This is a genomic window from Actinocatenispora rupis (assembly GCF_016861975.1).
Lineage (GTDB): Bacteria > Actinomycetota > Actinomycetes > Mycobacteriales > Micromonosporaceae > Actinocatenispora > Actinocatenispora rupis.
Window position 1 is genome coordinate 175,731 of record NZ_BOMB01000031.1, and the last position, 21,301, is coordinate 197,031.

11 protein-coding genes are annotated in these 21,301 nt (G+C 74.8%); 2 read left to right on the forward strand and 9 right to left on the reverse strand.

The genetic code is table 11. The annotated features are described in order from the left end of the window. Positions 1 to 3: 3 nt before the first annotated feature. The 4 genes from cydC to Aru02nite_RS26750 all read right to left on the reverse strand — a co-directional run bounded on the left by cydC (position 4) and on the right by Aru02nite_RS26750 (position 6,197). Positions 4 to 1,617 carry a thiol reductant ABC exporter subunit CydC gene (cydC, locus tag Aru02nite_RS26735; protein WP_203662311.1) on the reverse strand — a complete coding sequence of 538 codons (1,614 nt, stop codon included), beginning with the start codon at positions 1,615 to 1,617 and terminating at the stop codon, positions 4 to 6. Positions 1,618 to 2,111: 494 nt separating this feature from the next. Further along, a complete protein-coding gene (locus Aru02nite_RS26740; RefSeq protein WP_203662312.1) occupies positions 2,112 to 4,025 on the reverse strand; it encodes an ABC transporter ATP-binding protein/permease in 1,914 nt (637 codons plus the stop codon). Next, complete coding sequence (locus tag Aru02nite_RS26745) at positions 4,025 to 4,960, reverse strand: cytochrome d ubiquinol oxidase subunit II (protein ID WP_203662313.1); 936 nt, start codon at positions 4,958 to 4,960, stop codon at positions 4,025 to 4,027. The genes Aru02nite_RS26740 and Aru02nite_RS26745 overlap by 1 nt, the downstream gene beginning before the upstream one ends. Before the next feature lie 13 nt (positions 4,961 to 4,973). Continuing rightward, entirely contained in the window at positions 4,974 to 6,197 is a 1,224-nt protein-coding gene (locus Aru02nite_RS26750) for a cytochrome ubiquinol oxidase subunit I (RefSeq protein WP_203662314.1), read from the reverse strand. 122 nt (positions 6,198 to 6,319) lie between these two features. On the opposite strand from Aru02nite_RS26750, the gene Aru02nite_RS26755 reads away from it, so the two are divergent. Further along, positions 6,320 to 6,640, forward strand: coding sequence for a PadR family transcriptional regulator (locus tag Aru02nite_RS26755; protein WP_203662315.1), 321 nt, complete (start codon positions 6,320 to 6,322; stop codon positions 6,638 to 6,640). A 131-nt stretch (positions 6,641 to 6,771) separates the two neighbouring features. On the opposite strand, the gene Aru02nite_RS26760 is transcribed toward Aru02nite_RS26755, so the two are convergent. The 5 genes from Aru02nite_RS26760 to Aru02nite_RS26780 form a co-directional block, all read right to left on the reverse strand. Then, on the reverse strand, positions 6,772 to 7,434 hold the full coding sequence (locus Aru02nite_RS26760; RefSeq protein WP_203662316.1) for a permease prefix domain 1-containing protein: 663 nt from the start codon (positions 7,432 to 7,434) through the stop codon (positions 6,772 to 6,774). Between the two features lie 66 nt (positions 7,435 to 7,500). Continuing rightward, positions 7,501 to 12,498 (reverse strand): NAD-glutamate dehydrogenase, encoded by a 4,998-nt coding sequence (locus Aru02nite_RS26765; protein ID WP_203662317.1) that lies wholly within the window; start codon positions 12,496 to 12,498, stop codon positions 7,501 to 7,503. A gap of 795 nt (positions 12,499 to 13,293) precedes the next feature. Then, complete coding sequence (locus Aru02nite_RS37495; protein WP_203662318.1) at positions 13,294 to 14,922, reverse strand: arginase family protein; 1,629 nt, start codon at positions 14,920 to 14,922, stop codon at positions 13,294 to 13,296. Between the two features lie 4 nt (positions 14,923 to 14,926). After that, positions 14,927 to 15,838, reverse strand: coding sequence for a tetratricopeptide repeat protein (locus Aru02nite_RS26775; RefSeq protein ID WP_203662319.1), 912 nt, complete (start codon positions 15,836 to 15,838; stop codon positions 14,927 to 14,929). A 200-nt stretch (positions 15,839 to 16,038) separates the two neighbouring features. After that, on the reverse strand, positions 16,039 to 20,163 hold the full coding sequence (locus tag Aru02nite_RS26780) for a S8 family serine peptidase (protein WP_203662320.1): 4,125 nt from the start codon (positions 20,161 to 20,163) through the stop codon (positions 16,039 to 16,041). Positions 20,164 to 20,313: 150 nt separating this feature from the next. Between Aru02nite_RS26780 and Aru02nite_RS26785 the strand changes: the two genes are divergently transcribed. Further along, complete coding sequence (locus Aru02nite_RS26785; RefSeq protein ID WP_203662321.1) at positions 20,314 to 21,297, forward strand: TrmB family transcriptional regulator; 984 nt, start codon at positions 20,314 to 20,316, stop codon at positions 21,295 to 21,297. The last annotated feature ends 4 nt before the right edge of the window (positions 21,298 to 21,301 follow it).

Here is a 21,301-nt window from a genome sequence, read left to right on the forward strand (position 1 = left end):
GACTCAGGCGCCCAGGTCCAGCACCCGGTCCGCGTACCGGAGGGCGGCCGGGTCGTGCGTCACCAGGATCGTCGTACGCCCGGCGGTCGCGGCCAGGACGTCCGCGAGCAGCCGGTCCGCGTCGTCGGCGGCGAGCCCCTCGGTCGGCTCGTCCAGCAGCAGTACGGGCGGGTCGGCGAGCAGGGCGCGAGCCAGCAGGACGCGCTGCCGCTGGCCGCCGGACAGGGCCGCGCCGTCCGTACCGACCGGGGTGTCGAGGCCGAGCACGTCGCCCAGCCCCACCCGGTCGAGTACGGCGCGCAGGTCGCCGTCGGTCGCGCCCGCCCGGCCGAGCCGCAGGTTCGCCGCGAGCGTCGTGTCGAACAGCCACGCCTCCTCGCCGACCCCGCCGACCACCCGCCGCACGTCTGCCCCCGCGTACGCGTCGATCGGGTGGCCGGCGAGCCGCACGGTGCCGGCGGACGGCGCCACGAACCGGCGGAGTACGGCGAGCAGGGTGCTCTTGCCGGAGCCGCTCGGCCCGGTCACCACCAGCCGGGTGCCCGCCGGTACGTCGACGGACAGGCCCGCCACGGCCGCCGCGCCACCCGCCCGGTACCGGACGGTCAGGTCGCGGACCTCGATGCGTACCGGACCGGTCGGGGCGGGCAGCGGCACCGCCGGCTCCGGTACGGGTGGCGGCGCGGCCAGGACGGCGCGGACCCGGGCCAGCGCGGCGCGGGCGTCGGCGTACCGGCGGGCGGCGGCGGGCAGCGCCAGCGCCGGTTCGAGCGCCACCAGCGTCGTCAGCCCCACCACGGCCACCGCCGGCCCACCCACCGGCCCGGCCAGCACGGTCGCGGCGACGGCGGCGAGGCCCTGCACGGCGAGGCCGAACGCGGTGAGCAGCCCGGCGGTACGCGACTCGGCGCGTTCCCGGGCGGCCCGGTCGGCGTGCGCGGCGCCAGCGGTGGCGAGCGCGGCGCCGGTCGCGGAGTACGCGGCGAGCTCGGCGGCACCGTCGAGCAGGTCGGCCGCCGTCACCGCCACCGCCGTGTCGTCCACCGCCGCGGTACGTCGACGGTGCCGGGCGGCGAGCGCCGGCAGCAGTACCGCGGAGGTGAGGAGCGCCAGCGCCAGCGGCACCGCCGCGGGCGGGGCCAGCAGGGCGACCAGCAGCAGCCCGGCGCCGCCCGCGACCACCGCGCCCGCCGCCGGCACCGCGCAGCGCACCACCAGGTCCTGCACCGCCGCGGTGTCCGCGACCATCCGGTGCAGCAGCTCCGCGCGGCGCCACGCCGGCAGTCCACCGGGCGCCAGCGGCACCAGCCCCGCGTACACCCGGGCGCGCAGGTCGGCGAGCGCCCGCAGCGCCGCGCCGTGCCCGGTCACCCGCTCCGCGTACCGGAGGGTGCCGCGCAGCAGCGCGAACGCGCGTACCCCGACGATCGCGACGGACAGCGCGGCGAGGCCCGGCCGTTCCGCGGCACGCGCCAGCAGCCACGCCGCGGTGGCGAGCAGCGCCGTACCGGCCAGGTCCGCGGCGGCGCCCGCCACCGCGGCGACCACCACCGGACGGCGCACCGTACGGACCGGATCCGTTGCGGCGCAAGGCTTCTCGACCGCGGCCGTGGTCATGCCGGCACCAACGCTCGGGTGGCAGCGAGCGGGACAGCGCGGGCTGCGGCGACCAGCGACGGACGGCGCACCGTACGAACCGGATCCGTTACGACGCAAGGCTTCTCGACCGTTGCTGTGGTCATGCCGGCACCACCGCTCGGGCAGCAGCGACCGGGACCGCACGGGCCGCGGCGACCATCGCCGGACGGCGCACCGTACGGACCGGATCCGTTACGGCGCAAAGGTTCCCGACCATGGCTTTGGTCATTCCGACACCACCTCGGGCGGGAGCGAGCGGGGCCGCCCGGGCCGCGGCGAACACCACCGGCCGCCCTACCTGACGAACCGGATCCGTTGCGGCGCAAGGATTACCGACCATAGCTGTGGTCATGCCGACACCATCACCCGGGCGGGAGCGAGCGGGACCGCGCGGGCCGCAGCGACCAGCGACGGACGATGCACCGTCCGAACCTGATCCGTTGCGGCGCAAGGCTTCTCGACCGCGGCCGTGGTCATGCCGGCACCAACGCTCGGGCTGGAGCGAGCGGGACTGCGCGCGCTGCAGCGACCAGCGCCGGACGGTGCGCCACCGCCAGCACCGTACGGTCCGCGGCGAGCCGGCGGGTGGCCGCGAGTACCGCCGACTCGGTGGCGGGGTCGAGCCGCGCGGTGGGCTCGTCGAGCAGCAGCAGCGGCGCGTCCCGGCACAGCGCGCGGGCGAGCGCGACGCGTTGCCGCTGCCCGGCGGACAGCCCGTGGCCGTTCTCGCCGAGGACCGTGGCCGGCCCGTCCGGCAGCGCGGCGACCACCTCGGTGAGCGCCGCATCGCCGATGGCGCAACGGATCCGCGCATCGTCGGCGCCCGGCGCGCCCAGCCTGACGTTGTCCGCGAGCGTGCCGGCGAACAGTCGCGGCCGCTGCGGCACCCACCCGATCCGGGTACGCCACGCCGCGAGCGCCGCCCCGTCCGCGTCGGCGAGATCCGTACCGTCCAGCCACACCCGGCCCGCCGTCGGCCGCAGGAAACCCAGCGCCAGCGCCAGTACGGTGCTCTTGCCCGCGCCGCTCGGCCCGGTCAGCACCACCCGCTCCCCCACCGCCACGGTCAGGTCGAACCCGCACAGCGCCGGCACGTCCCGCCCCGGGTACCGCACCGTCACGCCCTCGAACCGCAGCAGCACCCGGCGCCGCCCCGACCCCGCCTCGCCCATCCCCGTCCGAAGCCGCGGATTCGCCTGCGGCGCAAGGGTTCCGGCCGCGACACCGGTCCCACCGGTAGCCGCCGGCTCGCCTGCGCCGGCAGGTTCACCGGAGGCGGCGGGTTTGCCGGAGGCGGCAGGTTCACCGAAGGCGGCGGGTTCACCGGAGGCGGCGGGTTCACCGGAGGCGACGGGTTCACCGAAGGCGACCGGTTCACCGGAGGCGGCAGGTTCGCCGGTGACCGCGGGTTCGCCGGACGCGGCGGGTTTGCGGGTGGCGGCGCGGGCGGCGTCGAGTACGGCGAGGGCGTCGTCGGCGGCGGCGAGGCCGGGGGCGGCGGCGTGGAAGTGGGTGGCGAGCGCCCGCAGCGGCAGGTACGCCTGCGGCGCGAGCAGCAGCACGGTGAGCCCGGTGGTGAGGTCGAGCCGGCCGGCCAGCAGCCGCAGCCCGACCGGTACGGCGACGAGCGCGAGCGACAGCGCGGCGACGAGTTCGAGGGCGAGGGCGGTGAGGAACGCGACGCGCAGCGCGGACATGGTGGCGCGGCGGTGGTCGTCGGCGACGCGGCGCAGGCGTACGGCGTGGGTGTCGGCGCGGCCGAAGGCGCGCAGGGTGGGCAGGCCGAGGACGGTGTCGAGGAAGTGCCCGCCGAGTACGGACAGGCGGCGCCACTGGCGGCGGGTGGCGGCGCGGGCGTGCCGGCCGGCGAGCGCGCCGAACAGCGGTACCAACGGCAGGGTCGCGGCGACGGTCAGCGCGGAGGCCGGATCGGCCCAGCAGAGCCGGACCAGCACGCAGACCGGTACGGCGGCGGCGAGCGCGACGGCGGGCTGGTGGTCCCGCAGGTACGGGGTGAGGCCGTCGACGCCGCGGTCGGCGAGCGTGACCAGTTCGCCGACGGGGCGCCCGGCGATCCAGCGCGGCCCGAGCGCCTGCGCCGCAGCGAGGATCCGGTACCGCAGCGCGGCGGTGGCCCGCGCCGCCGTACGCCCGGCCGACGCCTCGCGGCATCCGGCGAGGACGGCGCGGGCGACGGAGACGGCGGCGAGCGCGACGGCGAGCGGGAGTACCGCGGGGGATCGGGACAGGACCGCGACGATCAGCCGGGCGAGCAGGTCGAGCTGCCCGACCAGCAGGACGGCGAGGGCGACGGCGGTGACCCGACCCCAGCCGAGGCCGCGGCGTACCCCGGGCAGGGCGGTGAGTCGCTTTCCGTGGCGGCGCATCAGAAGAAGGCCACGGTGGCGTCGGTGACGGGTCGCCGGAACAGCCACCACAGCAGCCCCTGGTGTACGAGCACGACCGGCACCGCGGCCAGCAGTACGGTGCCGACGGCGGTGGAGTCGCCGGCGAGGCGGGCCAGGGTGGGCGCGGCGCAGCCGGCGACGGCGAGTACCGGCGCGGCGGCGGCCACCGCGGTCCCCACCACCGCGGTACGCCGGCGCCCGGTGGTCAGCGCGCGGCGGGCGGCGAGCAGCCCGGCCGGGGCGAGCAGGACGAGGGCGGCGGGCGGGGCGAGGTGCGCGCGTACCGCGGGCAGGGCCGGGGCGGCGCACGCCACGACGGCGGTCACCACGGCGGCGGGCACGGTGAGCCGGTGCGCGAGCCGTACGGCGGCGTCGGCGGCCGCGGGCACCCGGACGGCGGTCACCGCGGCCCCGTGCGCCGCGAGTACCAGGACGAGGGCGGCACCGCAGGCGGGCGGGAACCAGGCCAGCAGCGGGTCGGTGAGCCCGGCGGCGGGCGGCAGGCCCAGCGCGAGGTCGCCCAGCAGCATGCCCCAGCAGAACGCGAAGACGAGGCTGCCGACGGCGTACGCGGACTCCCAGCCGGCGCGCCAGCGGGCCGAGTCGCGCCGGCCGCGCAGCCAGAGGCCCGCGTCGCGCAGCACCCAGGCGGCGAGACCGGGCACCACCGCCGGGTACGCCGCGGCGAGCACGTGCTCGGCGGCCGGGAACTCGCCCGCCAGCAGCCCGCCCGCGGCGACCAGCCACATCTCGGTGGCGAGGACGACCTGGCCGACGCCGGTGAGTACCCGGCGACGCGGCCAGCCGGGCGGGGCGAGTCGGTGCAGCAGGATCCCGGCGCCCAGGGCGTACCCGTCGAGCACGAACCAGCCGGCGAGCAGGAACACCAGCAGGGCGGACAGCGCAACGTCCACTGTGGACACTCCTTCAGACGACGGCGGGTACGACAGGGGCGGGCTCGTCGGCCGCGAGCGTGCGGCCGAGCGCCATCCGGCGCGGGCCACGGCGCGCGAGCGTCAGCAGTACGCACCAGTTCGTGACGGCGAGGCCGACGACGAGCGTGCCGAACAGCGCCAGCGACACCGCCACCTGCCCGGTGGACAGCGAGGTCGCGTCCGCCGTACGCAGCACGCCGTAGATCACCCACGGCTGCCGGCCGACCTCGCGTACCAGCCAGCCGCACACCACCGCGACGAACGGCAGCGGGATCCACCACGTCATCACCCGCAGCAGGATCCGCCGGCGTACCACCCACCGCCGGATCAGGAACGGCAGCAGGAACAACCCCAGATACGTCGAGTACTCCCCGAACTGCTGCATGATCGAGAAGGGCACCCCGAGCCAACCCGGCGGCCGGTCCGCCACCGGCGCCCCGCCCTTCGACGGCATGATCGCGTCGACCTTGCCCGGCTGGTCCAGCTTGAGGTAGTCGAGCTGCGCCCACCCGAACATGAACGTCAGGAACGCGCCGACCAGCCCCACCACCACGCCGATCCGCCACGACCGCAGGAACACGTCGGTGTCGTCCGGTCGCTTCCGCAGGTGCCAGGCGCTGATCCCGGCCACCACCATCCCGCCCAGCATCAGCGCCGCCGGCAGCAGGTGCCGCAACGCGCCGACCGCCTCCGGGTTGGCGAACAGCGCGCCCAAGTCGGTGATCCGCGCCTCGCCGCCCCGCATGACGTACCCGACGGGGTGCTGCAGGAAGCCGTTGGCCACCAGTACGAAGACCGCCGACGCGTACGCGGTGATCGTGACCAGGTAGAACGACGCGAGGTGCACGACCTTCGGCAGGGTGCCCCAACCGAAGATCCAGATGCCCAGGAACGTCGCCTCGGCGAAGAACGCGACCATCGTCTCCATCGCCAGCGGGGCGCCGAACACCTGCCCGGCGACCCGGTTCACCCCGGTCCAGGCGAGCCCGAACTGGAACTCCATCACCAGCCCGGTGACGATGCCGAGCCCGTAGTTCACCACGTACAGCTGGCCCCAGTAGCGGGTCATGGCGAGGTGCACGGCGCGGCCGGTCAGCACGTACCGCGTCTGCATGACGGCGATCAGCGGGGTCAGGCCGAGGGTGAGCACGACGAACAGGAAGTGCACGTTCGCGGTGAGCGCGAACTGCACCCGGGCCAGGTCGACGGCGGTCACGGACGCCTCCACTGCGTTGACTCTCTACGTGTAGACAGGCTACATGTAGATAAGCGACATGCAACCCCGGGATGTCCCGGAGCCGCTGGGCGGCGCCGGCACTGGATGGGTAGGTTGACGGCATGAAGGCGGACCGGCTACGCGGGCACCTCGACGCGCTCGTCCTCGCCGTCCTCGACGACGGCCCCCGCCACGGGTACGCGATCGCCGAAGCGCTGGCGACCCGCAGCGGCGGCGCCGTCGCCATGCCCACCGGCACCCTCTACCCCGCCCTCCGCCGCCTCGAACGCGCCGGGTACGTGCGCAGCGAGTGGGCCACCGTCGCCGGCCGCAAGCGCCGCACGTACTGGCTCACCGACGCCGGCGCCCGCTTCCTCGCCGCCGAACGCGCCGACTGGCGCGACTTCAGCGCCGCCATCGAAGGCGTCCTCGGCACCCCCTGACCCCCCAGCGCCCCACGGAGACTGCCGCCCTGCGGTCGGGCGCTGGTTTCCACGCGGCGTCAGCGACGGATCCGCTTGGTACGCAAGGGTTTTGCGGCCCGGTGAACCCGGCAGGGACGGGCGCGTCGGGGTCAGCAGGGGCGGGCGGCGACGAGGCACCGGCGGGCGCTCATCGCGATCAACCCCGCCGGTACGGCGGACAGCAGCAGCGATCCCGCCACCGACCCGACCGTCGCCAGGCCGGGGGTCGCCACCGACATCACCGCGCACGACGCGAGCATCAGCGCGGCCACGCCGAGCCCGAACATGCCGGACATCCGCGCCAGCAGGTCGGCCCGCGCGAAGAACCGCTGCCCCCAGGTGAACGCCAGCGCCACGGCGAGTACGGCCGCGCAGGCGGGCACCAGCTGCGCCGCGTCCACCACCCGCGCCAGCATCCGGTACGACTCGGACGGGGTCGTGCCGGCCCACAGCTCGTCCCGGCCGAGCCGCCACGACACCTCGGAGCACAGCCACACGCCGAGCTGCGCGCCGAGCGTGACGAGCAGCGTGCGGCGCCCCTGCGACAGCGCCAGCTCCCCCCGGTACTCGGCGGCCAGCTCGCGGACGGTGCCGAAGTCGGCGACGGCGCGCGCTTCGGCCTCGTCGGCCGGCATCCCCGCCGCCCGGTACGCGGTGGCCGCGTCGACGAGACCGTCCCGCGCCTCGCCGAGCAGGCTGGCGCGGGCGCGCGCCGGGCCGGGAAGTACCGCGGCCAGGGCGCGCAGGTGCGCGTCGATCGTGTCGGTCCGCATCGGTCCAGCATGCCGCACCGACCCCGGTTCCCGCGTCCGGGAATCTCCCGGACGCGGGGGTTCGGGTCAGGTCGCGGCGAGCGCCGAGGTCCGCACCACCGTACGGATCTGGCGCAGGAGTACGGAGAGGGCGGCCAGGTCGGCCCGGGAACCGCCGAACTCGCCGATCGCGTTGAGCGCGCGGCCGATCGTCGTCGCGTTCTCCTCCGCCCAGGCGTCGACGCGGGCGGTGGCGGGGAGGCCGGGATCCGTACCGACCAGGGCCTCGGCGGTGAGTGCGGAGAGCGCCGCGTACAGGTCGTACCGGAGGGCCTGGCGGGCCTGGGTCTGCCAGCGGTCCTCGCGCGGCAGCTCGGAGATCCGGTCGAGGATCTCGTCCACCCGGAACCGCTCCGACATCGCGTAGTACATGTCGGCGACCTCGGTGACGTCCCGGTCGATGTGGTGCGCGACCTCGACCACGTCGAGCAGGCCGAAGCCCCACAGCACCCGGGTGGCCCGGTCCGCCAGCTCCGCCGGGATGCCCTCGGCGACCAGCAGGTCCCGGTGCTTGTCGTACGCCTCGTGCTCGGAGCCGCGGTAGAGTTCGCCGACCTTCGGCAGCAGCGCCGACACGCCCGGCCGGAACCGGTCGATCTCGTCGGTCACCGACAGCGGGCTGCGCCGGTTCTGCACGATCCAGCGGACCGCCCGGTCGAGCGCCCGCCGGGTCCGCAGCAGCGCGTCGGTCTGTGCCGCCGTCGCCACCTTGTTGTCCAGCGCCTCCAGGTCGCGCCACAGCTCACCGAGCCCGAACACCTCACGCGTGATCACGTACGCCCGGAGCACGTCGGGCGCCGTCGCCCCCGTCTCCTCGACCGCCCGGTACACGAAGGAGGTGCCGCCACGGTTGACGGTCTCGTTGACCAGCATCGTGGTGACGATCTCGCGGTGCAGCGGGTGGTCGGCCATGGCCGTCTCGTACTTCTCGCGCAGCGCGGTCGGGAAGTAGTCGACCAGCGTGTCGTGCGTCCACGGCTCGTCCGGGAGGGCCGAGTCGAGCAGCTCGTCCTCCAGCGCGATCTTCACGTACGCCAGGACGACGGAGAACTCCGGCGAGCAGAGGCCGCCGCCGTCGGCCGCGCGGGCCGCCAGTTCCTTGTCGGTGGGGAGGCCCTCCAGCGCACGGTCCAGCCGGCCGGACTTCTCCATGTCGGTGATGAGCCGGCAGTGCACCGGCAGCAGCGGGTGCGACTGGGAGCGGGCGCAGCCGAGCGCGGTGTTCTGGTCGTAGTTGTCGAGCAGGACGTGCTGGCCGATCTCCTCGGTCATCGACGCGAGCACCGCGCGGCGCTCGTCCTCGGTCAGCTCGCCGGCCGCCTTCGCCCGGTTCAGCAGTACCTTGATGTTGACCTCGTGGTCGGACGTGTCCACGCCCGCCGAGTTGTCGATGAAGTCGGTGTTGATGTGGCCGCCGGCCAGCGCGAACTCGACCCGGCCGAGCTGCGTCAGGCCCAGGTTGCCGCCCTCGCCGACGACCTTGCACCGCAGGTCGGAGCCGTTGACCCGGACCGGGTCGTTGGCCTTGTCGCCGACGTCCACATTGGACTCGGTGGTCGCCTTGACGTACGTGCCGATGCCGCCGTTCCACAGCAGGTCGACCGGCGCGGTCAGGATCGCCCGGATCAGCTCCGGCGGGGACATCGTCTCCACCCCGTCGTCGATGCCGAGGGCCGCGCGCATCGGCGCGGACACCGGGATCGCCTTCGCGTCCCGCGGCCACACGCCGCCGCCCGCGGAGATCGTCGACGTGTCGTAGTCGGCCCAGCTCGACCGCGGCAGGTCGAACATCCGCCGGCGCTCCGCGTACGACACGGCGGCGTCCGGGTCCGGGTCGACGAACACGTGCCGGTGGTCGAACGCCGCGACCAGCCGCGTCGTCTCGCTGCACAGCATGCCGTTGCCGAACACGTCGCCGGACATGTCGCCGACGCCGACCGCGGTGAACTCCTCCGTCTGGCAGTCCACGCCCAGCTCGCGGAAGTGCCGCTTCACCGACTCCCACGCGCCGCGGGCGGTGATGCCCATCTTCTTGTGGTCGTAGCCGACCGAACCGCCGGACGCGAACGCGTCGCCCAGCCAGTAGCCGTAGTCGATGGCGATCTGGTTGGCGATGTCGGAGAACGTCGCGGTGCCCTTGTCCGCCGCGACCACCAGGTACGTGTCGTCGGCGTCGTGGCGTACCACGTCGGTCGGGTGCAGGACCGCGCCGTCCGGGTCGATGTTGTCCGTGATGTCCAGCAGGGCCGAGATGAACATCTGGTAGCAGGCCACGCCCTCGGCCTGGTACGCTTCGCGGTCCGTTGGCGGCGGCGCCTGCTTCAACACGAAGCCGCCCTTCGCGCCGACCGGCACGATCACGGCGTTCTTGACCATCTGCGCCTTGACCAGGCCCAGGATCTCGGTACGGAAGTCCTCCCGACGGTCCGACCAGCGCAGCCCGCCGCGCGCGACCGCACCGAACCGCAGGTGTACGCCCTCGAAGCGCGGCGAGTACACGAAGATCTCGAACTTGGGGCGGGGCTTGGGCAGCACCGGGATGCGTTGCGGGTCGAGCTTGAACGCCACGTACGGCTTCGGCCGGCCGGCGGTGGCGCGCTGGAAGAACGACGTGCGCAGGGTGGCCAGGATCAGCGTCAGGAAGTTGCGCAGGATCCGGTCCTGGTCGAGCGACGTGACGTCGTCGAGCTGCTCGTTGATCGCCTCGACGAGGTGCTCGGCGTGCTGCTCGCGCCCCTCGTCGGACAGCTGGATCCGCGGGTCGAAGCGCGTCTCGAACAACGCGACCAGCAGCGTCGCGATCCCCGGGTACGCCATGAACGTCGATTCCATGTACTCCTGGCTGAACACCGTGCCCGCCTGCCGCAGGTACTTCGCGTACCCGCGCAGGACGACGATCTGGCGCCAGGTCAGCCCGGCCCGGAGTACCAGCTGGTTGAGGCCGTCGACCTCGGACTCGCCGCGCCACACCGCGGAGAACGCGTTCTCCACCTTGGCCCGCACGGTGCCCATGTCCAGCGCGTCGGCCGGCGGACGCAGGCCGAAGTCGTACAGGTAGACGGTGCCGTCGGCGCGGGCGATCTCGTACGGCCGCTCGTCGGCGACCTTCACCCCGAGCGAGTGCAGCACCGGCAGCAGCGCCGACAGCATCATCGGCTCGCCCAGCCGGAACACCTTGAACCGCAGGTCGTCGTCGTTCTTCCGGCGCCGGTACAGATGCATCGCCAGCTCGCCGGGCTCGTCCAGCAGCTCCAGCTTCGCCAGGTCCTTCGACGCCTCGTACGGGTTGTGCTCGTCCTTGTACGTCTGCGGCAACGCGTCCGCGTACCGGTCGTAGAGGTAGCGGGCCTGCTCGTCACCGAGCTTGCGGTCCAGCAGGACACGGAAGTCGTCGTCCCACAACCGGGTCGCCTCGGCCAGCTCGTGCTGGATCGCGTCCACGTCCACGTCGGCCGGCGGGTTCGTCGGATCGGTACGCACCGTGACGTGGATGCGGGCCAGCTGCCCCTCGGTGACGCGGGTCGAGTAGTCCAGACCCACCCCGTTCAGCCGCTCCAGCAGGATCTCCTGGATCCGCAGCCGGTTCCGCGTCGAGAACCGGTCCCGCGGCAGGTACACCAGGCACGAGATGAACCGCCCGTACGCGTCGCGGCGCGCGAACAGCCGCAGTTGCCGGCGCCCGGCCAGCCGCAGCACGCCCATCACCGTGCGGAACAGCTCGTCGGTCGAGATCTGGAACAGCTCGTCCCGCGGGTACGTCTCCAGGATGTCCATCAGGTCGCGGCCCGAGTGGCTGCGCGGCGACAGCCCCGACCGGCGCAGCACCGTCGCCACCTTCCGCCGCACCACCGGCAGGTCCCGCACGGACTGCACGTACGCCGCGGAGGTGAACAGGCCGAGGAACCGCTTCTCCCCCACCACGTTGCCCGCGGCGTCGAACGTCTTGATCCCGATGTAGTCCAGGTACGCGTTGCGGTGCACGGTGGCCCGCGAGTTCGCCTTCGTGATGGTGAGCAGGCGCTTCTCCAACGCCTTCGCGTACGCCTCGGGCGCCATCGACGACAGGCTCCGCGGCTGCGTCCGGTCCGCCCGCAGGATGCCCAGGCCCGACCCGTCCACCGCGGCGAGCATCTGCTCCCCACCGTCGCTCGTCAGCTCGTACTCCCGGTACCCCAGGAACGTGAAATGGTCGTTGGTGAGCCACTTCAGCAGGTCGACGGCATCGGTGACGTCGGACTCCGGTACCGGCAGGGACGCGTCGCGCAGCGCGACGGACAGCTCGCGGGCGCGCTCCAGCATCCGCGGCCAGTCCTCGGCCACCTCGCGGACGTCGGTGAGCACCCGGCGGATGTCCGCGCGCAGGTCCTCCACGGCGGACGGGTCCTGCTGCCGGTCCACCTCGAAGGTCATCCAGCTCTCGACCGTGTCCTCGGACGTCGCGTCGTCCGCCTCGACCTCCGGGCGGATCGCTACGAGCCGGCCGGCCGGATCGCGCCGCACCACCACCTGCGGGTGCACCACCAGATGGATCTCCAGGCCGCGGGAGGCGAGCGCCGCCGTCACCGAATCGACCAGGAACGGCATGTCGTCGACGACGATGGACAGCACGGTGTGCCCCTCGTCCGCGGGATTGCGCAGCTCGACCCGCAGCTCGCCGGCGTCCCGCTGCGCCGCCAGCTTCCGGTGCTGGCACGTCGTCTCGAACAGCTCCGCCGCGGTGCGGCCGACGAGCTCCTCGTCCGGCACGAGCCGCCAGTACAGCTTGACGAGGTCGGCCAGCTCGGTGTCCGCGCCGGCCCTCGACGCCGCCTCGGCGAGCAGCACCTCGCGGTTCTCCACCGCGTCCTGCAGACCGGCGTCGTCGACACCACTGTCGTCGAGCCCCGCCTCACCGTGGGTGACGGCGGTCGCGTCCCGCCGCGCCCCGGACGGATCGTCCACCTCAACCGGCACGTCCGGCATGTCCCCGGAAACCTCGTCCGACTCGCTGCCTGCCGCGACATCGGCCGACGAACGGCGATTCATGGGTGCCACTCCCCTCGCCCACCACGCTGTGGGTCATTCGCCTCCACCCTATGACCTCCCGGCCGTACCGAACCACGCGGAGGCAACCCGACGCGCCAGGTACCGGTCCGACTACACCCCGCCGGATGACCCGGTGAATCCGTTGGCGCGGGCACGGATCCGCCGCCGTACCCAACCGCGTACGACCGGGGAGGTCACGATGCGTCAGCCGTCAGGTGACACACCGCATCGCGGGTGGAGACCAAGGCCACAGGAGCGGTCCCAGATGCCGAGAGTGACGCCGTAGCAGGCGGGACGACCACCCCGCGCCAGCCGTCACGACCGCGCCGTCTCGTCGTGGCGGACGACCCGCGCAGCCTCCCGCCGCGGGCTGCCCGGGAGCACCCACCATGCGACCAGCCACACCCGCCGGGACCGCGCACCACGGTCGAGCCGGCCCGGAGTACCCACCACGCGAACGGTCGAGCCCGCCCGAAGCACTCGCCACGCGACCGGCCGAGCTGATCGGAGCACTCGCGCGCCTTCGTGCGGCGCCGCGAGAACGGTCAAGCCAGCCCGAGAGCACTCGCCGCGCGACCGGACGAGCCGGTCCGGAGTGCTCACCACGCGACCGGTCGAGTGCTCACCGCGCGATCAGCCGGCGCGGCACGCCGAAGCCCGTCGCCGGATCGTCATCGCCCACCCAGGCTCGCGACCGCGCGGCGGGACCGCCACCTCCATCACCGGCAACGACCGCCCGCATCAGGCCGGGCAGCCGGTCGGAGTCGCGGCGGACGCCGGACACCCGCCCGTACGTCAGGAGGGCCAGCCGAGGCCGGTCGCCGTGCCGCGGTCCAGCCGCGCCGCCGACTCGGACTCCGGCCAGCCCAACGGCGTCCCCCGGCGTACGTCCGCCGCGGTGGACCCGCCGGCCGCGCCCGGCTCGTCGGAGTCGGCCGCGCCGTCCGCCTCGTCCGCGGCGCCCGCCTCGTCCGCCGATTCACGCGCCGCGGAAAACGAACCGGCATCGTCCGCCGATTCACCGGCCGCGGAAGGGGAAGCGGCGTCGGCGGCGGATTCGTCGGCCACGGAGGGCGATGCGGCGTCGTCCGCGGGCGGCCCGTCCGACGCGGCGTCCACAGTGGACGCCAGCGGTCCGGCACCGTCGGTACCACCCGCGCCGGACCCCGCGCCGTCGCTGTCCGCGTCCACGGTGGCGTCCGGTTCAACAGGTGCGTCCGGTCCGACAGTGGCGTCCGGCTTCGCAGTGGCGTCCGGATCCGCGGCGGACGTGGCGACAGCGGACGCCGGGACCGGTACGGCGGCGTCCGGGTCCACAGTGGAGTGTGCGGGATCCGTGTGGCGGTACGGATCCGCGACGGCTCGTAGCAGCCGGTGCGCGTCGGCGAGCGGGCGCAGCGGCACCGGCGCGTCCGGTACCGGGAGGGTGACGGTGGGGCGGGCGGCGACGGCGCCGGACACCGAGGTGGCGCGGGGCCGGGCGTCCGCCCACCGGGTCCACAGTGGACGCAGCCCGGCGACGAGCGCGTCGGCCAGCTCCCGCGCGTACCGGCCGGTGGGGTCGTAGTCGGGGTCGAAGACGGTCACCTCGACGCCGAGGCAGTTGGGTGCGGCGACGAGGTCGGCGAGCAGCGTCTCCAGCTCCCCGTACCCGATGCCGCCGTCGCTCGGCGCGTCCACGGCGGGCAGTACCGTGGGGTCGAGGACGTCGGTGTCGAGGTGGACCCAGAAGCCGGCGGTGTCGGACAGCATCCGCGCGGCCCACGCCGCGGTGCGGGGTGCGCCCTCGGCGCGCAGCACCGGCACCGTGCGGCTCGGGATCCCCGCCGCCGTGATGTCCATCTTGTACTCGTCGCTCTCGCGGATGCCCAGCACCACGACGTCCGAGGCGTGGAAGTACGGGCGGAGGCTGTCCATGTCGGTGAGCACCGGCTGGCCGCGGCCGGTCACCAGCGCCAGGTCCTCGCCGGCCGCGGCGCCCACGAACTCCGCGTTGCCCGGGTGGCGGAAGTCGGTGTGCCCGTCGATGAAGACCAGCCCGTACCGGTGGCCGGTGGCGGCCCCGCGCCGGCGCAGTGCCAGCGCGGACCCGAGCAGGACCGAACAGTCGCCGCCGAGTACGACCGGGAAGTGGTCGGCGGCGAGCAGACCCTCCAGCCGGTCGGCCAGGGTGCGCGAGTAGGCGACGATGTCGCCGGCCTGGCACACCCCGTCACCCGGCGCCCAGTCACCCGGGTCGTACCGCGGGGCGGTGACGCAGCCGGCGTCGGCCGCGCCGAGCCGCGCGACCAGGCCGTGGTCCCGCAGGGCTCCGGGCGCCTTCGCGCACCCCGGGACGGATCCCGGGGTGGGCGGTTGGAGCCCGAGGTTGGACGGCGCGTCGAGCACCGCGATCCGGCGTACTCCCCCGTTGTCCGCCGTCATGCGATCAGAACAGCGCCGAGGCCAGGTCGCGCCGGGCCGCCGACACCGCCGGGTCGTCCGGCCCGGCCACGTCGAACAGCTCCAGCAGGTGCCGTCGGACGAGGTCGCGGTCGTCGCCGCGCATCCGGCGCACCGCGTCGACGAGCCGCGCGTACGCCTCCTCGGCGCGGCCGTTCATCACCTCGACGTCGGCGGCCAGCGCCTGCGCCCGCGGGTCGTCCGGGCGGGCCTGCGCGTCGGCGAGCGCGCGGCGCGCGTCGGCGCCCTGCACCCGGCGCATCAGCGCCACCTGCGCCAGACCGGACGTGGCGAGCTGCTCGCTCGGCCGCTCCCGCAGTACCTCACGGAACAGTTCCTCGGCGCCGTCGAGGTCGCCGGCGGCCAGGTTGTCGTCGGCGTCGACGATCCGCTGGTCGACCTCCGGCTCCGCCGGCGCGGAGCCGCCCGCGGCACGGACCGCGTCGATCCACTGCCGGAGCTGCTGTTCCGGGATGACGCCGGTGAACCCGTCGACGGGCTGACCGCCGACCACCGCGTACACCGTCGGGATGGACTGGACCCGGAACGCCGCGGCGAGACCCTGGTTGGCGTCCACGTCGACGGTGGCGAGCACCCAGCTGCCGTTGGCCTCCGCGGCCAGCTTCTCCAGCATCGGCGAGAGCTGCTTGCACGGCCCGCACCACTCGGCCCAGAAGTCCACGACGACCGGTACCTGGAGGCTGCGCTGCAATACCTCGGCCTGGAAGTTGGCCTCGGTCACTTCGATGATCTCGGCCGCGGGCGTTGCCGCGGTCTGCTGTGCCGGCTGCGGCGCCGGGCTCGGCCGGCTCGGCGGGGGTGCCGGCCGCAGCGCGCCGAGGTCCACCGCACCACGGGTGAACGTCGACGGAATCGAACGGGGGTCGAGCTGACTCATGCCCCTAGTCTTCCACCCCGCCCCGACGTACCGCCGCCCGGCGTGCCGCTACCGGACCCCTCACCCCGATTGCGGCATTCCTCCGGCGGCGACACACTTGCCCGACCGCCGGGGGCCACCCGGACAGCGCGGACACGACGGTACGGACGGCGCGGCGGGCGGTCGCGCCCGGAGCCCGGGTACGACCGCCCGCCGGTGCGTTACAGCGGCATCCGGTAGACGCCGCCGCCCTTCGTACCGGCGAACAGCCAGTGGCCGTCCGGGGCGACCGCCAGGCTCGTCACGTCCGGTGCGGTCAGCCCGCCGGACACCGACCGCCAGGTACGCCCGCCGTCGGTGCTGCGGAGCACGCCGCGTCCACCGACCGGCAACCCGTTCGCCGAGTACGCGGTGGTGGCGGCGTAGAGCGCGCCGTGCGTCGCGGCCAGGGCGGAGACCCGGACGGGCAGCCCGCCGACCGAACCGGTGGTGAAGTGCCGGCCGCCGTCGGTCGACACCCGGATCGTGTCCCCGCCGACGACGATCCGGCCGGCGGACACGTCGATCGCGGTGACGGCGCCGGTGGCCACCCGGGTCACCGTGGCGCCGCCGTCGTCCGAGCGGTACAGCCCGTCGGCGGCGCCGAGCCACAGCCGGTCCGGATCGGCCGGGTCACCGGCCAGCGCCGTGTACTTCCGGTCCTGGTACAGGTTCTTCCAGGTGGCGCCGCCGTCCACGGTGCGGCGCAGGGCGTACCCGCGGCTCGGGGCGAACATCGACACCAGCACGCGTTTCGGGTCGGCCGGGTGCACCAGCACCGCGTACGCCTTCTCCTGGGTGCGGTCGACCCGGGTGAAGTGGCCGCCGCCGTCGGTGCTGCGTTGCAGCTCGTACGAGTCGACGAACGGGAAGTCGAGCGTCTTCCACACCACGGCCGGGTCGGTCGGGTCGACGGCGAGCAGCTGCGGCTGGGACTGGATCAGGCCCTCCCGCGCGCGGCCCCACTCCAGCGTGTCCGGCGTGAGGTCACCGGCCGGCAGGTCCGTCGCGTACGTGTCCGACTCGGTGCCGGCGACGAGCCGTGGCGTACCGCCGGCGGAGGTCACCGCGAGCGAGTCCACGGTCAGCCCCGGTACGCCGATGCGGTGGAACGTCGCGCCCGCGTCGGCGGTACGGAACAGGCCGCCGCGTTCGGCCGACACGACGACCGCGTCGTCGCCCGGCCACGCCGCGAACCCGGTGTCCACGGTGCCGCTGACCGGCTTCGGCTGCTTCGACCAGCTCGCCCCGCCGTCCGTACTGGCGAAGTCGGTGCCGGTCGCGCCGACGTACAGGCGGTCGCCGAGCACCGCCGCCGACACCGGGTACGACGAGCCCAGGTCGTACCGGACGGTCCAGGTGCGGCCGCCGTCGGCGGAGGTCAGCACCGACCCATCGAGCAGCGTCGCCAGCGCCGTGTCGCCGTCCGCGGCGAGCGCCACCAGCTGCGTGTCCCGCGCCGTGTACGAGCGCTGCGCCGGCCCGGGAGTACCGGTGACGTCGTGGACGACCCACACGCCGGTGCCGGTGGCGACGAACAGGTCCGCGGAGCCGAGCGCCACGTCGGCCGGCTCGTCACCCCAGGTCTGCGGGTACGTGGTCCACGTGGAGCCGCGGTCGTCGCTGACCGCGTACCCGGCGGAGGTCACCGCGACGAGCCGGCTGCCCGCCGTGGCCACCGAGTACACGTGGGTGTCGGGGAACGGCACGGTGGTCCAGGTGGCGCCGCGGTCCGTGGAGCGCAGGATCCGCCCCTGGTACGTCGGGTCGTAGACGCTGCCGAACGAGCCGCCGCCGGCACCGTTGACCGCGTAGTAGAGCGCGTCCCGGCCGTACGCGAGGGAGCCGGCGCCGCCGTCGGCGACCGGGAGCCGCCCGGAACGCCGCCAGTGCGCGCCCCGGTCGTCGGTCAGCCACACCGCCGGCGACGTCGAGGCGAGCGCCGCCCCCCGCCCGTCGTGGTACGGGTCGGTCGTCAGGCGCAGCGCGTCGGAGTTCGGCCCGACCGGTCGCCAGGCGCCGCCCGCGTCCGGCGCGGTCACCTCGAACGACCCGGTCCCGGCCAGTACCGGTCCGGCCGCGGTCCGCGCCCGCACCGACAGCGTGTACGCGCCGGGCACCGCACCCGACAGCGGCGCCCGGTACCAGGTGTCGTGGTCGAGGACGGCGGTCACCGCGGTGGGCCGCCCGCGCGGCGGCGTCACGGTCACCACCGGCGGCGCGGCCAGCGGCGTCGGGCTGTACACGAACGCGGTGCTGCTGCCGGTACTCGGGTCCGGCGAGGCGCGCACCAGCAACGGCCGCTCCGCCAGCAGGTACGGGACGCGCAGCGCGCCCGCCGTCACCCAGCCGGCCAGGTCCGCGTCGCCGGTGACGTCGGTGTCGGCGCGGACCGTGACGGTCACGGTGGCGCTGCCGCCCGCCGGTACCCGGACCGACGGCGGGGTGACGGTGACCCGTCCCGGCGAGTCCGGTGCGGGCTTCGCCGCCAGCGTCGTGCGTACGGCCTGCCGCGACGCGTTGTGCAGCGTCAACCGTGCCGAGCCGGACACCGTACGGGCGGACTGGTCGGCCAGGCCGAGCGACAGGGTCGCGGGGCTCGCCGTCAGGTCGGCGGAGACCGCGGCGGCCACGTCGAGCCGCCCGGCGCCCTGCGCCGCGGGGCCAAGGTCTGCCAGCCCGTGCGCCGAACCGATCAGCGCCGCGCCCACCGTCGCCGCGTCCCGGTCCGGGTGCGCCTGCCGTACCAGCGCGGCGGCGCCGGCCACGTGCGGCGCGGCCATGCTCGTACCCGACATCCGGTACACGCCGGGCCCGTACAGGTCGGTCGGCACGGTGGAGCGGATCTCGACGCCGGGGGCGACCAGGTCCGGCTTCAGCGTGTACCGGCTCGTCGGGCCGCGCGAGGAGAAGTCGGCGAGCCGGTCGGTGGCGTCCACCGAACCGAGCGTCGCCCGGACCGGGCCGTCCTTCGCCAGCCGCACCAGTTCCGCGTACTGGTCGGCGTCCATGCCGAGTACGACGACGGAGTCCATGCGCAGGCTGTCACCGGACTCCAGGCCGTGCGCGGCCCCCGCGTACGTGCCGGCGAGCTGCGGTCCGCCGCCGGACGCGTGCCCGACGAGGGCGAGCGCGCCGTGCTGTTCGGCCCGCCGCGCCGACGCCAGGGTGGACGCGGTGATCCGGTCGCTGCTCGCCGGCATCGTGCCGGTGGTCAGCACCAGCTTGCCGCGGACGTCACCGGCCTTCGCGTAGTCGGCCTCCGTACCGTTGCCCACGTCGACGAACTCGGCGGTGGTCGGTGCGGCCGGTGGGTTCGCGGACAGCGGCGACCGGTACACCTGGACCTTCTCGCCGTCCCGCGTCAGCGTCGGCAGCCGTACGCCGGTGGTGGAGGCGCCGACCGCGATGACACCGTCGGCGGCGGCCGGCGTGCCGACCGTGCCGGCGCCGGGGCCCGCGTTGCCGGCGGCGGCGACCACCACGACGCCCGCGCGTACCGCGGCGGTGGCGGCCTCGCCGAGCGGGTCGTGACCGTCGCCGACGCCGCCCAGGCTCAGGTTCACGACGTCCGCGCGGTGCGGGTTCGCCGGGTCGACGGCACGTTCCAGGCCGGCGATGATGTCCGACTCGTAGCCGTCGCCCGCCGAGTTCAGCACCTTGTACGCGGTGAGCGTCGCGTCCGGCGCCACCCCGGTCACGCCGCCGGAGCCGGCGATGATGCCGGCCACGTGGCTGCCGTGCCCGTTGTCGTCGGCCGGGTCGTCGTCGCCGTTCACCACGTCGTACCCGGCGACGACCTTGTGGCCGGGGCCGAAGCCGCCGCCCAGGTCCGGGTGCCCGTACGCCACCCCGGTGTCCAGGATCGCGACCGTGATCCCCTTGCCGCGCAACGGATTCCCGTGCCCGTCGGTTTGCCGCCACACGCTCGGCGCGCCGATCACCTCGACGTTGTCGTCCGCCGCCGCCGCATGCACCGGTACGTCCGGCACCACCCGCCGTACGCCCGGCAGGCCGCGCAGCCGCGCCACCTCACCCGCCGGTACGCGCATCGCCACTGCGTTCGTCAGCGTGGTGAACGAGCGCTGCCCGCTCGGGTGCAGCCCGGCCGCGCGCGCGTCGGACACCAGGTCGCGGTGCCGGGCGCCGAGCGCCGTACGCTGCCCCGCCGACGGCGCGCCGGTCAGCTCGACGATGACCCGCCTCGCCGGGCCGCTCGGCGCCGCTCCCGCCGGCGTACCGGCCAGGGCGGTGACGCCCAGCGCCGCCGCCAGTACGGTCGCGACGACCGTTCTTCGCTGTCCCATCGTCCGCTCCTTCGTCCGGGGATCCGGCGTACGCGACCGGTCGGCCGGGCCGCGTCCACCGACGCGATTCCAGTGGCGGGCGGGGTCGCGGGGCAAGGGAGTGTGCTGGCCCATTGCGGACGCTGGCACGGATGGGCCACGATCTGCCGCGTGACGGACGAGGTGGGAGCACTGGCCGGCGCCGGGGTCGGCGGCTTCGACGAGCGCGTGTACCGGGCGGTCCTCGCGGCCGGCACCGCCACCCCGGGCGACGTCGCCGACGCGACCGGTACCGCCGCGCCGGCCGTGGTCCGCGCGCTCGACCGGTTACGCGCCGCCGGCCTCGTCAACCGCCTCGCCGGGCGCCGCCGCCGGTACACCGCCGTCCACCCGCGTACCGGGATGGCCGGGCTGCTGTCCGCCCGTACCGACGAGTTGGACGCGGCGCGCGCGGCGGTCGACGAGCTGGTCACGCTGTTCGAGGCGCACGGCTCGGACACCGGTGGCGGCGGCGCGGTCGAGCTGCTCACCGGGCGGGAGGCGCTCGGCCACTGGTTCGTCCGGCTGCAACAGGAGGCGCGCGAGGAGGTGCTGTCCCTCGACCGCCCGCCGTACGCGCTGGCCGACTCCAACCCGGTGCAGCCGCAGATCCTCGCCCGCGGCGTCGCGTTCCGCACCATCTACGCGCCCGAGGCGCTCGCCACCGCCGAGGACCTCGCCGAACTCGCCGACCTGACCGCCCGCGGCGAGCAGGCCCGCGTACTGCCCGGCCTCGCGCTCAAGATGAGCATCGCCGACCGGCGCGTCGCCCTGCTCCCGCTCACCCTCGACTTCCGGCAGGTCCGCGCCGCGCTCATCCGCGAGTCCACGCTGCTCGCCGGCCTGCTCGACCTCTTCGACTCGTACTGGGCGCGCGCGGTGCCCGTGCCCGCCGTCGGCGACCGCCCCGCCGAGCCGGCCGCCGACCCGCTGGACGACGACGACCGCGCGCTGCTCACCCTGCTCGTCAGCGGTCTCAAGGACGAGGCGATCGCGCGCCAGCTCGGCTGGTCCGTCCGTACGATGCGGCGGCGGATGCGCCGGCTGCACGACCTGCTCGGCGCCGCCAACCGGTTCCAGGCCGGTGTCGCCGCCGCGCACCGCGGCTGGATCTGAGCCC

Bases quoted from the DNA above. Each gene is read 5' to 3' on its own strand.
- cydC (WP_203662311.1), bottom strand. From the start codon at position 1,617: ATGACCACGGCCGCGGTCGAGAAGCCTTGCGCCGCAACGGATCCGGTC.
- Aru02nite_RS26740 (WP_203662312.1), bottom strand. From the start codon at position 4,025: ATGCGCCGCCACGGAAAGCGACTCACCGCCCTGCCCGGGGTACGCCGC.
- Aru02nite_RS26755 (WP_203662315.1), top strand. From the start codon at position 6,320: ATGAAGGCGGACCGGCTACGCGGGCACCTCGACGCGCTCGTCCTCGCC.
- Aru02nite_RS26760 (WP_203662316.1), bottom strand. From the start codon at position 7,434: ATGCGGACCGACACGATCGACGCGCACCTGCGCGCCCTGGCCGCGGTA.
- Aru02nite_RS26765 (WP_203662317.1), bottom strand. From the start codon at position 12,498: ATGAATCGCCGTTCGTCGGCCGATGTCGCGGCAGGCAGCGAGTCGGAC.
- Aru02nite_RS37495 (WP_203662318.1), bottom strand. From the start codon at position 14,922: ATGACGGCGGACAACGGGGGAGTACGCCGGATCGCGGTGCTCGACGCG.
- Aru02nite_RS26775 (WP_203662319.1), bottom strand. From the start codon at position 15,838: ATGAGTCAGCTCGACCCCCGTTCGATTCCGTCGACGTTCACCCGTGGT.
- Aru02nite_RS26780 (WP_203662320.1), bottom strand. From the start codon at position 20,163: ATGGGACAGCGAAGAACGGTCGTCGCGACCGTACTGGCGGCGGCGCTG.